General features: G+C 60.2%; 7 protein-coding genes and 2 pseudogenes. 5 read left to right on the top strand and 4 right to left on the bottom strand.

The window, feature by feature from the left end; translation table 11 throughout:
- Positions 1–144: 144 nt before the first annotated feature.
- Positions 145–1,017: a methyl-accepting chemotaxis protein gene (locus ACQKPC_RS23540; RefSeq protein WP_371317140.1), complete on the bottom strand. Its 873-nt coding sequence runs from the start codon at positions 1,015–1,017 to the stop codon at positions 145–147.
- A pseudogene (locus tag ACQKPC_RS23545) lies at positions 1,000–1,836 on the bottom strand (MCP four helix bundle domain-containing protein); the annotation flags it as partial. The gene ACQKPC_RS23540 and the pseudogene ACQKPC_RS23545, both read right to left, overlap by 18 nt.
- 209 nt (positions 1,837–2,045) lie before the next feature.
- Here ACQKPC_RS23545 and ACQKPC_RS23550 point away from each other — a divergent pair.
- From ACQKPC_RS23550 to ACQKPC_RS23565, 4 genes and pseudogenes are all read left to right on the top strand, one after another.
- Positions 2,046–2,276: a hypothetical protein gene (locus tag ACQKPC_RS23550; protein ID WP_008071054.1), complete on the top strand. Its 231-nt coding sequence runs from the start codon at positions 2,046–2,048 to the stop codon at positions 2,274–2,276.
- A complete protein-coding gene (locus tag ACQKPC_RS23555; protein ID WP_007903196.1) occupies positions 2,273–2,575 on the top strand; it encodes a cell division protein ZapA in 303 nt (100 codons plus the stop codon). Before ACQKPC_RS23550 ends, ACQKPC_RS23555 begins: the two co-directional genes overlap by 4 nt.
- Before the next feature lie 145 nt (positions 2,576–2,720).
- Positions 2,721–3,758: pseudogene (locus tag ACQKPC_RS23560) on the top strand (HAMP domain-containing protein); the annotation flags it as partial.
- A gap of 135 nt (positions 3,759–3,893) precedes the next feature.
- Complete coding sequence (locus ACQKPC_RS23565) at positions 3,894–4,625, top strand: methyl-accepting chemotaxis protein (RefSeq protein ID WP_412548359.1); 732 nt, start codon at positions 3,894–3,896, stop codon at positions 4,623–4,625.
- 119 nt (positions 4,626–4,744) lie between these two features.
- Here the strand turns inward: ACQKPC_RS23565 and ACQKPC_RS23570 are convergent, their stop codons facing one another.
- Together ACQKPC_RS23570 and putA are read right to left on the bottom strand one after the other, a co-directional pair.
- Positions 4,745–6,547 carry an acyl-CoA dehydrogenase gene (locus ACQKPC_RS23570; protein ID WP_427626654.1) on the bottom strand — a complete coding sequence of 601 codons (1,803 nt, stop codon included), beginning with the start codon at positions 6,545–6,547 and terminating at the stop codon, positions 4,745–4,747.
- Between the two features lie 247 nt (positions 6,548–6,794).
- Complete coding sequence (gene putA, locus ACQKPC_RS23575; protein WP_427626656.1) at positions 6,795–10,748, bottom strand: trifunctional transcriptional regulator/proline dehydrogenase/L-glutamate gamma-semialdehyde dehydrogenase; 3,954 nt, start codon at positions 10,746–10,748, stop codon at positions 6,795–6,797.
- 461 nt (positions 10,749–11,209) lie between these two features.
- Between putA and putP the strand changes: the two genes are divergently transcribed.
- Entirely contained in the window at positions 11,210–12,694 is a 1,485-nt protein-coding gene (gene putP, locus ACQKPC_RS23580; protein WP_427626658.1) for a sodium/proline symporter PutP, read from the top strand.
- Positions 12,695–12,852: the final 158 nt, after the last annotated feature.

Consider the following 12,852-nt stretch of genomic DNA (forward strand, 5'->3'; position numbering starts at 1 on the left):
CTGTGGCGAGGGGGCTTGCCCCCGTTGGGTCGCGCAGCGACCCCCAAGCCGGCGCTGCGGTGTGCCAGGTTCAATGCGGGGGGGTAATTTACGACTGCTTCGCAGCCGAACGGGGGCAAGCCCCCTCGCCACAGGGGGCAGCCGTTACAGGCTAAACCGCCCAACCATGTTGTTCAGGTCCAGCGCCAGGCGCGACAGCTCGTTGCTGGCCGCGCTCGTCTGGTTGGCGCCCGTGGCCGATTGCACCGACAGGTCACGAATGTTCACCAGATTGCGGTCCACTTCACGGGCCACCTGTGCCTGCTCTTCGGCCGCGCTGGCGATCACCAGGTTGCGTTCGTTGATTTCGACGATGGCGCTATTAATAGTGTCCAGCGACATGCCTGCACCACGGGCAATATTCAAGGTCGACTCGGCGCGTTCGGTGCTGTTGCGCATCGAATCCACGGCATGTTCGGTGCCGCTCTGGATGCTGCCTATCATGCGTTCGATTTCGCTGGTCGACTGCTGGGTGCGATGGGCCAGGGCACGCACTTCGTCGGCAACGACTGCGAAACCACGACCGGCTTCACCGGCACGGGCTGCTTCGATGGCTGCGTTCAATGCCAGCAGGTTGGTCTGGTCGGCCAAGCCGCGAATCACGTCCAGCACTTTGCCGATGTCTCGCGACTCATTAGCCAGATCGCCGATCAGGGTGGCGGTGCTCTGTACGTCGGCGCTCATGCGCTCGATCGCACTCACGGTTTCCTGTACCAGGTCACGACCGTCGCCAGCCGAAGTGGTGGCGTTTTTCGAGGCTTCGGAGGTGCTCACGGCGTTGCGGGCGACTTCTTCCACGGCGCTGGTCATTTCATTGACGGCGGTGGCGGCCTGTTCGATTTCGTTGTTCTGCTGGGTCAGGCCACGGGCGCTTTCGTCGGTGACGCTGTTGAGCTCTTCCGCAGCGGACGCCAATTGCGTGGCCGAACCGGAAATCCGTTGCAGGGTGTCACGCAGTTTTTCCTGCATCTTCGCCATGGCGGCCAGCAGGCGACCGGCTTCGTCTTCACCGTCGACCGTGATCGGGCGCGTCAGGTTGCCTTCGGCGATTGCTTCGGCGGCGCTCAGGGCATTGGCGATTGGCTTGGTGATGCTGTTGGTCAGCAGCCAGGCGAATAGCAGAGTCAGGCCGGTGGCGATGACCAGCAGGGTCACCGTCAGGTTGAAGGCCGAGGCGTATTGGTCGACGGCTTGCTGATTGGTGTCGAGGGTCTGCTGAGTATTGATCTCCAGCAAACGGTTGAGCACGGAGTTGACGGCTTCAGAGTTCGTCAGCAAATCGGTATTGAGCAGCGTACGCAGTTCGTCGATCTGATTGTTGCGCGACAGGCTCTTCATCCGGTCTTCGATCTGGCGATACTGCCCCAGCAACTGCACATACTGATCATAGGCCGCACGTTCCTGCGGGCTGGCGATCAGTTTTTCGTAGATGGCTTGAGCGGCTCGAATCTGCTGATTACGGGTTTCCAGCAGGTCCATGGTTTTCTGCTGGACGTCCGGCTCACGATTGACCAACAGGCGGTAAGACAGCACGCGCAGGCGCAGGGTCAGCTGAGTGAACTCGTCGAGGCTTTTGATGCTCGGTACGCTGTTCGAGGTGATTTCCTCGGCGGCGCCGCGAATCTTGCTCATCTGGTTCAGCGCGAACACTCCCAGAACCAGCATCAAGCTGCCAATCAAGGCAAAACCGAGGAACGCCCGCGGTGCGATATTCATATTTCGTAAAGACATGGTGTTCACCGAAAAAAGCGCATCCGTGCGGGGCTGAGACTGCTGTATGCATGACTTATCGGTCATACGACTGAAGTCTTGAGGTGCTGCGCGCTTTTGTCGCAGAAGGGTTGCGGCGACGAAGTGCAGGAACCAGATCCGCCAATCACAGTCTTTAAAGCTCGCGAGGAAGGTCGCCCGCCAGCAAAATCAAGGCCTTGCGCCCGAATAACCCTGGCGTCAGTGGTGACTTTTCTTTATCGTACGCGCCCTTTGAAAATGCCTGGAAAATCAAAATGTTGGAAGCATCCCTAAGCCAATTGGAACAACTGGTCAGCGACCTGGTGCAGCAGAATCAGACCCTGCTCGGCACCAATCAATCCCTGAGTGCAGAACTGGCCCAGGTCAAGGATGAAAACGAAAGCCTGCAACTGAGCCTGATGGAACAGGAAGAGAAACAAGGCACCACCGCCGCACGCATTCAGGCCTTGGTTGAGCGCGTCAGCGCCGGCCCTGTCAGCGCATGAGTTACGGCGCCGCAGGGGTAAAAGTCGTCTCGATTCTGGGGGAGGACTATTCGATCAAGGCGCCGGCCGGGGAAGAGCAGACCCTGCTGGACGCCGCATTAATGTTGAAGGCCGCCCTGGCCGAGACCAAAAAGAAATACCCGACGCTGATCGGTGACCGCTTGCTGGTGCTGGCGGCGATGAATCTGTGCTCGCAGCAGATCGAAATGCAAAAGCGTCACCAGCAAGAACTCGACCGTTACCAAGAGCAAGTCAGCGCCACGGTTGAAGTGATCGCCAAGACAATCAATCAGGCCTGATCAGCTTTGCGCACAACCAAAGAATAAATTGTCGTTTTAGTTGTATACAATCGGCATGGCTGTTGCAGTGTTTCAGCCTCTTATTCTTTGGGGGTGCTCCATGCAGTTCTGGCGACGCAGTATTCAATGGCAGTTGATCCTGAGCATGGGCACCGCCCTGCTGGTCAGTATTCTGATCGTGGTTGGCGTTTATACCCTCGTGGTCAACCGCCTCGCCCAGCGCTATCTGGTCGAACAAGCGCTGCCGTCGAGCATCGAGGCGATGCGCAACGACATCGAACGAATCCTCGTTCAACCCCTCACCGCCGCCAAGGACATCGCCAGTAACAGCATGGTGCGCGACTGGTTGGCCGGGGGCGAAAGCAGTGCCCAGACCGACACCTTCGTGAAGTATCTGGAAGGCCTGCGCGCCGAGCACAAAGCCTTTACCGCGCTGATTATCGGGGCCGCTTCAAGCCATTACTTCACTGAAAAAGGCCTGGACCGGACGCTCAGCCGTTCCAATCCCAACGACGCCTGGTTCTATTCGTTCCTCGACAGCAACCAGCCGCGCACCCTCAATATCGACAATGACACCGCCACCGGTGAGTTGGCGCTGTTCATCGACCTCAAGGTCGAGCAGGCCGGCAAAGTCGTGGGCGTCGCCGGGCTGGGCCTGAGCATGAAAGAGCTGTCGGAGCTGATCCAGAATTTCAACTTCGGTGAACGCGGCAAGGTCTATCTCGTGCGCGCCGACGGTTTGATCCAGATTCACCCCGAGACGCAGTTCAGCGGCAAACGCACGCTGGTCGAGCAGATCGGCGCCACGGCGGCGCAAGCGGTCATGGGGCAGCTCTCTACCTCCACCGCGTTCGCCACCAGCAGTTTTGTCCGCGATGGCGAAGATTTTCTGGCATTGAGCCTGCCGCTGCGTGATCTGGGCTGGACCCTGGTGGCCGAAGTGCCGCAGTCGCAGATCTACGCCGAAGCCCGCCGCGCGATGTGGATGAGCAGTGGTATCGGCCTGGCGGTGGCGTTGGTGTGCCTGATGCTGGTGGTGTTGTTGGCCCGTGGATTGGTACGGCCGATTCGTCAGGTAACAGCGGCGCTGGTAGCCATCGGTAGCGGTGGTGGAGATTTGACCCACAGGTTAGATTCCAGTCGCGCCGATGAACTGGGTGACCTCGCTCGCGGCTTCAATCGGTTCCTGGAGAGCCAGCGCGACATGATCGGCGAAGTCCTGGCCACCAGTGAACGTTTGCGCACGGCGGTCGGCCAAGTGGCGCGGGTGGTGGATAACACGGCCGAACGCTCGGGCCGTCAGCAGGAAATGACCGACATGGTCGCCACCGCCGTTCACGAAATGGGCCTGACCGTACAGGAGATCGCGCAGAACGCTGGCAACGCGGCCGTTGCTTCGCAAACCGCGCGGGATGAAGCACTTCAGGCGCGGGTAGTAGTGGGCGGGTCGATTCGGCATATCGAAAGCATGTCCGACGAGATTGGTATTGCTGCCGGTGCGGTGGGCGAGTTGGCCCATCAAGTGGCGTCCATCGATCAGGTGTTGGCGGTGATTCGCGGGATTTCCGAGCAAACCAACCTTTTGGCTTTGAATGCGGCCATCGAAGCGGCGCGGGCCGGGGACATGGGGCGCGGCTTTGCAGTGGTGGCCGATGAAGTGCGGACATTGGCGCGGCGGACTCAGTCGTCCACCGACGAGATTCAGCAGATGATCGGCAGCCTCAAGCAGGGCGCGGAGAATGCGGTGTCTTCCATGCACGCCGGGCAAGCGGCGACCGGCACCGGCGTTGAGTCGAGCCAGCGCACCGGGGCGTCGTTGACGGCGATTACCGGGCAGGTCGAGCGCATCAGCGACATGAACCATCAGGTGGCCACGGCGACGGAAGAGCAGTCGGCGGTGACGGAAGAGATCAACCGAAACGTGCAGGGGATCTCTGATTTGGCTCGAGCGACAGCGGGGGAAGTCAGGGCTTGTCGTGAGGATTGTCAGATGTTGCAGCGGTTGGCGGATGATTTGGCACGGCAGATGGGCAGTTTCAAACTTACCTGACCGATCATTCCCACGCTCTGCGTGGGAATGCAGCCCGGGACGCTCCGCGTCCCATTGGAACGCGGAGCGTCCCCTGAGGCATTTCCACGCAGAGCGTGGGAACGATCAGTGAGCGGGTGTCAGAACCACTCATCCTGCATGCCCAGGCACACATCATCCCGCGCCTCAAGAATCGCCAGTTCATGGTGGCAACCCGGCACTTCCCACGTCAGGAAATACCGCGCCGCCTGCAGCTTGCCTTTATAGAAGCTCACATCCGCCGTATTGCCCTTGGCCAACCCTTCCTCGGCACGAATCGCCTGTTCCAGCCAGCGCCAGCCAATCACCGTATGCCCGAACACTTTCAGGTACAGCGCCGAGTTCGCCAGGCTGCTATTGACCTTGCCTTGGGCCAGATCGGTCAGCAAGCCAATGGTCACGGTTTGCAGGCGTGCCACCAGTTTCTCCAACGGCTCACGCAGCGGCGTCAGCGATTCATACGCCTGCGCGCGCCCGGCGGTATCGGCAATCAGACGGATCAATTGCTTGAGCCCCGCGCCCCCGTTCTGCGCGAGTTTGCGCCCCAGCAAGTCCAGCGACTGAATACCGTGAGTCCCTTCATGAATCGGGTTCAGACGGTTGTCGCGGTAATACTGCTCCACCGGGTACTCACGGGTGTAACCGTGGCCGCCGAGAATCTGGATCGCCAGCTCGTTGGCCTTCAGGCAGAACTCCGACGGCCAGGATTTGACGATCGGCGTGAGCAAATCCAGCAGCTCATGGGCTTGTTTACGTTCGGCTTCAGTCTCAAGCGTGGTGGTGTCATCGAACAGTCGCGCCGCGTACAGCCCAAGGTCGAACGAACCTTCGACGTAAGCCTTCTGGGTCAACAGCATGCGTTTGACGTCGGCATGCTGAATGATTGCCACCGGTGCGGTGGTCGGATCCTTGCTATCCGGCACTCGACCTTGCGGCCGCTCGCGGGCGTATTCCAGGGAATACAGGTAACCGGCGTAACCCAGCATCACCGCGCCCATGCCGACGCCGATCCGCGCCTCATTCATCATCTGGAACATGTAGCTCAAACCGTGGTGCGGCTTGCCCACCAGATAGCCGACACATTCGCCGTTGTCGCCGAAGTTCAGCGCGGTAGACGTGGTGCCGCGCCAGCCCATCTTGTGGAACAAGCCGGCCAGCAACACGTCGTTGCGTTTGCCCAGGCTGCCGTCATCGTTGACCAGGAACTTGGGCACGATAAACAGCGAAATGCCCTTCACCCCGGCCGGTGCGTCCGGCAGTTTGGCCAGCACCATGTGCACGATGTTTTCCGACAGAGGGTGATCGCCGCCGGAGATGAAGATCTTGTTGCCCTTTAGTCGATAGGTGCCGTCGGACGCAGGCTCCGCGCGGGTACGAATATCTGACAGCGACGAGCCGGCATGGGGTTCGGTCAGCGCCATGGTGCCGAAGAAACGACCGTCGATCATTGGTTGCAGGAAGCGCTGCTTCTGCTCATCGGTGCCGAAGCTTTCAATCAGGTTCGCCGCGCCCATGGTCAGGAACGGGTAAGAGGTCGACGCCGCGTTGGCCGACTGAAAGTGCGCAAAGCACGCTTGGGACAACAGTGTAGGAAGTTGCATGCCGCCGGCGTCGAAACTGCGCGCGGCGTTGAGGAAACCGGCTTCGAGGAACGCATCCACCGCCGGTTTCACTTCTGGAATCAGAATTGCCTGACCGTCCTCATAGCGCGGTTCGTTCTCGTCGCCCTTGCGGTTGTGCGGGGCGAAGAACTTCTCGGCGATGCTGCGGGCGGTGCCGATAGCCGCATCGAAGGTCTCGCGGTTGTGCTCGGCGAACCGCTCACGCTGGGTCAGGCCCTCGGCATCGAGGACTTCATACAGCTCAAAAGCCAGATTGCGGGAACTGAGCAACGTCTCGGACATGGCGGCCTACCTTTTTTTGGAATGGACCGAGTCTAGAGGTGGGAAGGGCGGGGTGAACAGGATGATTGATGAGCGTGATGGAGAGGCAGAACGAGAGGGAAGGATAAAGCTGGGGAGGACGGTCATGATCGTTCCCACGCTCCGCGTGGGAATGCAGCCCAGGACGCTCCGCGTCCCCAAACGGCGTGACGCAGAGCGTCACAGGAGGCATTCCCACGCAGAGCGTGGGAACGATCACGAGGAGGGTTTAGCCGATAGTCATCAGGCTGGCGTTACCACCCGCCGCAGCAGTGTTGACGCTCAACGCACGCTCGATCACCAGGCGCTCCAACGCAATGTTGGTCTCACCCTGCGACAAACCATGAACCCCGACAATCGCTCCGGCACGCTTGGCCACTTGCTGGCAGACCGCACGCAACTGATCGGAATGGCCATGATGCAGAACCGCATCAACCACCACTTCGTCTTTGGTCCAGTCGGCAACCCGCTTGATCCGCGCCTGAATTTCTTTCGGCAGGCGTGCGAACAGGGCCTTGCCCGGTTCAGCGTCCGGCCATACCGCCGAGCCGCCCACGGCTAATACCGCCGCCAGTTGGGTCAGTAGATCGCCTTCGACGTCGGCCAGGCACAGCACGTGTTCACGCGGCAGGATGGCATAGCTGTTGCGCTCACCGGTCGGGCCCGCCAGAACACGGGTGATCCCGCTTTGCGATTGCGCCGCGAACTGTACGCACAGGGTGCTCAAGTCAGCGAACTTGTTGCTGTCGGCCCAGGCTTTCAGCGCAGTCAGCGGTTTGCTCATGGCATCACGCAGGCGGACGTCCGGTGCAGCGATCGCATCGCCGCGAGCGAAGGATTGTTCGATTGCATCGGTAGGACGCGTCGACAGCAGACGGTACAGGTACAGCGGGCCGCCGGCTTTCGGGCCAGTACCCGACAGGCCTTCACCGCCGAACGGTTGCACGCCAACCACAGCACCGACGATGTTGCGGTTCACGTAGACGTTACCGGCGTTGACGTTGTCGATCACCTTGGCGATGGTTTCGTCGATGCGCGTGTGCACGCCCAGGGTCAGACCGTAGCCGGAAGCGTTGATCTGGCCGATCAGTTGATCGATCTCTTTGCGCTTGTAGCGAACCACGTGCAGCACCGGGCCGAAGATCTCCCGTTGCAGTTCGTCGAAGCTTTCCAGCTCGATAAGGGTCGGCATCACGAAGGTGCCGCGTTTGACTTCTTCGCTGTTGGCGATGGCCACCTGGTACACGTTGCGACCTTTGTCGCGCATGGCCTGGATGTGCTTCTCGATGCCGGCCTTGGCTTCGGCGTCGATCACCGGGCCGATGTCCACGGACAGGCGCTCAGGGTTACCAAGACGGCATTCAGCCATGGCACCTTTGAGCATTTCGATGACACGGTCGGCGGAATCTTCCTGCAGGCACAGTACCCGCAGCGCCGAGCAACGTTGACCAGCACTGTCGAAGGCCGACGATACGACGTCGATCACGACTTGTTCAGTCAATGCCGAGGAGTCGACGATCATTGCGTTCTGGCCACCGGTTTCGGCGATCAGCGGAATCGGACGACCCTGAGCATCCAGGCGACCGGCGACGTTGCGTTGCAGCAGACGCGCGACTTCGGTGGAACCAGTGAACATCACGCCTTTTACCCGATCGTCGCCGACCAGACGGGCGCCGACGGTTTCGCCACGGCCCGGCAGCAATTGCAGCACGCCTTCCGGAATCCCGGCTTCGATCAGCAAACGCACGGCTTGAGCGGCCACCAGCGGGGTTTGTTCCGCAGGCTTGGCCAGTACCGGGTTGCCGGCGGCCAGGGCAGCAGCGACCTGACCACTGAAGATTGCCAGCGGGAAGTTCCACGGACTGATGCACACCACCGGACCCAATGGACGGTGGGCGTCGTTGGTGAAATCGTTGCGCGCCTGCACCGCGTAATAACGCAGGAAGTCCACGGCTTCACGCACTTCGGCGATGGCGTTGGCGAAGGTCTTGCCGGCTTCGCGAGCCAGCAGGCCCATCAGCGGCTGGATCTCGCCTTCCATCAAATCGGCGGCACGTTCCAGGATCGCGGCGCGCTCGGCCGGCGGGGTGGCCTGCCAGATCGGTGCAGCGTTCAGGGCGCACTGGATCGCGTTGTCGACGTCTTCGACGGTGGCTTCCTGCACGTGACCCACCACGTCACGCAGATCCGACGGGTTCAGGACTGGCGCAGGGGTTTCGCTGCTGGACGCGCAACCGAGCATCGGCGCCGCTTTCCAGTTGTTATGAGCGGTGGCCAGCAGGGCGCAGGACAAGGAAGCCAGACGATGTTCGTTGGCCATGTCGATGCCGCTGGAGTTGGCGCGCTCGGCACCATACAGGTCACGCGGCAGCGGGATACGCGGGTGCGGCAGGCCGAAGCCACCTTCCAGCGTAGCCATCTGCTCGATGCTGGCCACTGGATCGGCCACCAGCTCCTGAATCGAAATGGACTGGTCGGCGATGCGGTTGACGAACGAAGTGTTCGCACCGTTTTCCAGCAGACGACGCACCAGGTACGCCAGCAGTGTTTCGTGAGTACCGACCGGTGCGTACACGCGGCACGGACGGTTCAGCTTGCCTTCGGAAACTTTGCCTACAACCTGTTCGTACAGCGGTTCACCCATGCCGTGCAGGCACTGGAACTCGTACTGACCGGGGTAATAGTTCTGGCCGGCGATGTGGTAGATGGCCGACAGAGTGTGGGCGTTGTGCGTGGCGAATTGCGGGTAGATGACTTCCGGCACCGACAGCAACTTGCGGGCGCAGGCGATGTAGGAAACGTCGGTGTACACCTTGCGGGTGTAGACCGGATAGCCTTCCAGGCCTTCGACCTGAGCGCGCTTGATTTCGCTGTCCCAGTACGCGCCTTTCACCAGACGGATCATCAGGCGATGACGGCTGCGGCGAGCCAGGTCGATCACGTAGTCAATCACATACGGGCAACGCTTCTGGTACGCCTGGATCACGAAACCGATGCCGTTCCAGCCGGTCAGTTGCGGCTCGAAACACAGGCGCTCCAGCAGATCCAGCGATAGCTCGAGGCGGTCGGCTTCTTCGGCGTCGATGTTCAGGCCGATGTCGTATTGCTTGGCTAGCAGGGTCAGCGAAAGCAGGCGCGGGTACAGCTCTTCCATCACGCGCTCGTACTGGGCGCGGCTGTAACGCGGGTGCAGTGCGGACAGTTTGATCGAAATGCCCGGGCCTTCATAAATCCCACGACCGTGGGAGGCTTTGCCGATCGAGTGAATGGCTTGTTCGTACGAGGCCAGGTATTTCTGGGCGTCATGCTCGGTGAGTGCAGCTTCACCCAGCATGTCGTAGGAATAGCGGAAGCCTTTGGCTTCGAACTTGCTGGCGTTGGCCAGGGCTTCGGCAATGGTTTCGCCGGTGACGAACTGCTCGCCCATCAGGCGCATGGCCATGTCGACGCCCTTGCGGATCATCGGCTCGCCGCTCTTGCCGATGATGCGGCTCAGGGACGACGTCAGGCCCGCTTCGTTGTGGGTGGCGACCAGTTTGCCGGTCAGCAGCAAGCCCCAAGTGGCGGCATTGACGAACAGCGACGGACTGTTGCCCAAGTGCGGCTGCCAGTTGCCGGTGCTGATCTTGTCGCGGATCAGCGCGTCACGGGTGCCTTTGTCCGGGATGCGCAGCAGCGCTTCGGCCAGGCACATCAGCGCCACGCCTTCCTGGGACGACAGGGAAAATTCCTGCAACAGGCCCTGAACAATCCCGGCACGGCCGCCGGCGCTTTTCTGATTGCGCAGTTTTTCGGCAATCGAGGCGGCGAGCTTGTTAGTGGCTTCGGCCATTGGGGCCGGTAGGCGCGCCTGCTCGATCAGCATCGGCACCACTTCAGGTTCCGGGCGACGGTAGGCGGCAGTGATAGAGGCGCGCAGCACCGATTGCGGCAGGATGCTTTCAGCGAATTCCAGGAAGCACTGATGCGCGTGATCGACATGAATCTCGCCCGCTTCGTCAACTTCCTTGCCGTTCAAACCGTTCAGCTCGGACAGGGTTGCACCACCCTCGAGTTTTTCCAGGTAATTGAAAATTGCCTGCTTGATCAGCCAGTGCGGCGTGCGATCAATCGAGGTCGCGGCGGCCTTGAGGCGTTCGCGGGTCGGGTCGTCAAGTTTGACCCCAAGAGTGGTGGTAGCCATATTTTTATCCTCATGTTTGCCACGACCGCGTGGCATCAGCTGGCGGCAAGATTAGCTGTGCGTCGGTCGAGGTGCAACCGGGTGCAACCCTTTTTTTGTCGGAATAATAAGCAGCTCGTCAGGAAACTGATTCTGGTACATCCCTCCCGCGCCTGCTTGGTGCTTTTACTTCTAGCGCAACCCGGAAAACGCCCTGAAAAGGAGCAAAAACCGACCCTTTTCAGGAAAATCCGACTAGGTGCAACTTATTCGCACGAAACTGGTTGCACCTTATTTGCTTTGTTGAATAGCATTCGCGGCCAAGGTGCAACCGGTCAAAAAGATCGGTGTGCCGGCTGATGGCTTTCCTGGGGAAACATCAGTCATAAATGCGCGGGACCCCGAATCGTCCGTCAAACGTCGTCGTTTGCGAGCGGTTCACCAGCCGCTGCTACATAAAAACAATGCCAGGGCGTAACTCAATGAGCGTAAGCAATCCAACCCTGATCACGTTCGTGATCTACATCGCAGCAATGGTGCTGATCGGCTTCATGGCCTATCGCTCCACCAACAACCTTTCTGACTACATTCTGGGTGGTCGTAGCTTGGGCAGCGTCGTGACCGCACTCTCTGCCGGTGCTTCCGACATGAGCGGCTGGTTGTTGATGGGTCTGCCGGGCGCTATCTACATGTCCGGTCTTTCCGAAAGCTGGATCGCCATCGGCCTGATCGTCGGTGCTTACCTGAACTGGCTGTTCGTTGCCGGCCGTCTGCGTGTGCAGACCGAGCACAACGGCGATGCACTGACCCTGCCGGATTACTTCTCCAGCCGTTTTGAAGATAAAAGCGGCCTGCTGCGGATCATCTCTGCGGTCGTGATCCTGGTGTTCTTCACCATCTACTGCGCTTCCGGCATCGTGGCCGGCGCCCGTCTGTTCGAAAGTACCTTCGGCATGTCCTACGAGACAGCGCTGTGGGCCGGTGCCGCGGCGACGATTGCCTACACCTTCGTCGGTGGTTTCCTGGCAGTGAGCTGGACGGACACCGTACAAGCCACGTTGATGATCTTCGCCCTGCTGCTGACGCCGATCATCGTGCTGCTGGCGACTGGCGGCATCGACACCACGTTCCTGGCGATCGAAGCACAAGATCCAAGCAACTTCGACATGCTTAAAAACACCACTTTCATCGGCATCATCTCGCTGATGGGCTGGGGTCTGGGCTATTTCGGCCAGCCGCACATCCTGGCGCGTTTCATGGCGGCGGATTCGGTCAAGTCGATCGCTAACGCTCGTCGCATCTCCATGACTTGGATGATCCTGTGCCTGGGCGGCACGGTCGCTGTAGGTTTCTTCGGTATCGCTTACTTCTCGGCAAACCCTGCCGTGGCGATGCCAGTGAGTGAAAACCACGAGCGTGTATTCATCGAACTGGCAAAAATCCTGTTCAACCCGTGGGTTGCCGGTGTACTGCTGTCGGCCATTCTGGCGGCGGTAATGAGTACGCTGAGCTGCCAGCTGCTGGTGTGCTCGAGCGCCCTGACCGAAGACTTCTACAAAACCTTCCTGCGTAAAAGCGCTTCCCAGGTTGAACTGGTCTGGGTCGGTCGCGCCATGGTGCTGCTGGTTGCCCTGATTGCCATCGCGATGGCGGCTAACCCGGAAAACCGTGTACTGGGTCTGGTCAGCTACGCCTGGGCTGGTTTCGGTGCTGCGTTCGGTCCGGTTGTCCTGATCTCCGTGATCTGGAAAGACATGACCCGCAACGGCGCACTGGCCGGCATCCTGGTCGGCGCGATCACCGTGATCGTCTGGAAACACTTCGAACTGCTGGGCCTGTACGAAATCATCCCTGGTTTCATCTTCGCCAGCCTGGCGATCTACATCGTCAGCAGGCTGGGCACGCCGACTCACGGCATGCTTCAGCGCTTTGCGGCTGCCGAGGCAGATTTCCGCCTGAACAAGTGATGGGGATGAGCTGATGCTCTGACCTTTTCGCTGAACATGAAAGCGGTCCGCTTCCTTTTGGAGGCGGGCCGTTTTTTTTGGGGTTGGCGCCGACCTGAGGTATCGAAGATCCCCTGTGGGAGCGAGCCTGCTCGCGATGGCGGTTGATCATTCAACAT

Source organism: Pseudomonas sp. NPDC089918 (assembly GCF_050280605.1).
Taxonomy (GTDB): domain Bacteria; phylum Pseudomonadota; class Gammaproteobacteria; order Pseudomonadales; family Pseudomonadaceae; genus Aquipseudomonas.

Coding starts and splice junctions, on each gene's coding strand:
- ACQKPC_RS23540 (WP_371317140.1), bottom strand. CDS start 1,017: ATGGCGAAGATGCAGGAAAAACTGCGTGACACCCTGCAACGGATTTCC.
- ACQKPC_RS23550 (WP_008071054.1), top strand. CDS start 2,046: ATGTTGGAAGCATCCCTAAGCCAATTGGAACAACTGGTCAGCGACCTG.
- ACQKPC_RS23555 (WP_007903196.1), top strand. CDS start 2,273: ATGAGTTACGGCGCCGCAGGGGTAAAAGTCGTCTCGATTCTGGGGGAG.
- ACQKPC_RS23565 (WP_412548359.1), top strand. CDS start 3,894: ATGGTCGCCACCGCCGTTCACGAAATGGGCCTGACCGTACAGGAGATC.
- ACQKPC_RS23570 (WP_427626654.1), bottom strand. CDS start 6,547: ATGTCCGAGACGTTGCTCAGTTCCCGCAATCTGGCTTTTGAGCTGTAT.
- putA (WP_427626656.1), bottom strand. CDS start 10,748: ATGGCTACCACCACTCTTGGGGTCAAACTTGACGACCCGACCCGCGAA.
- putP (WP_427626658.1), top strand. CDS start 11,210: ATGAGCGTAAGCAATCCAACCCTGATCACGTTCGTGATCTACATCGCA.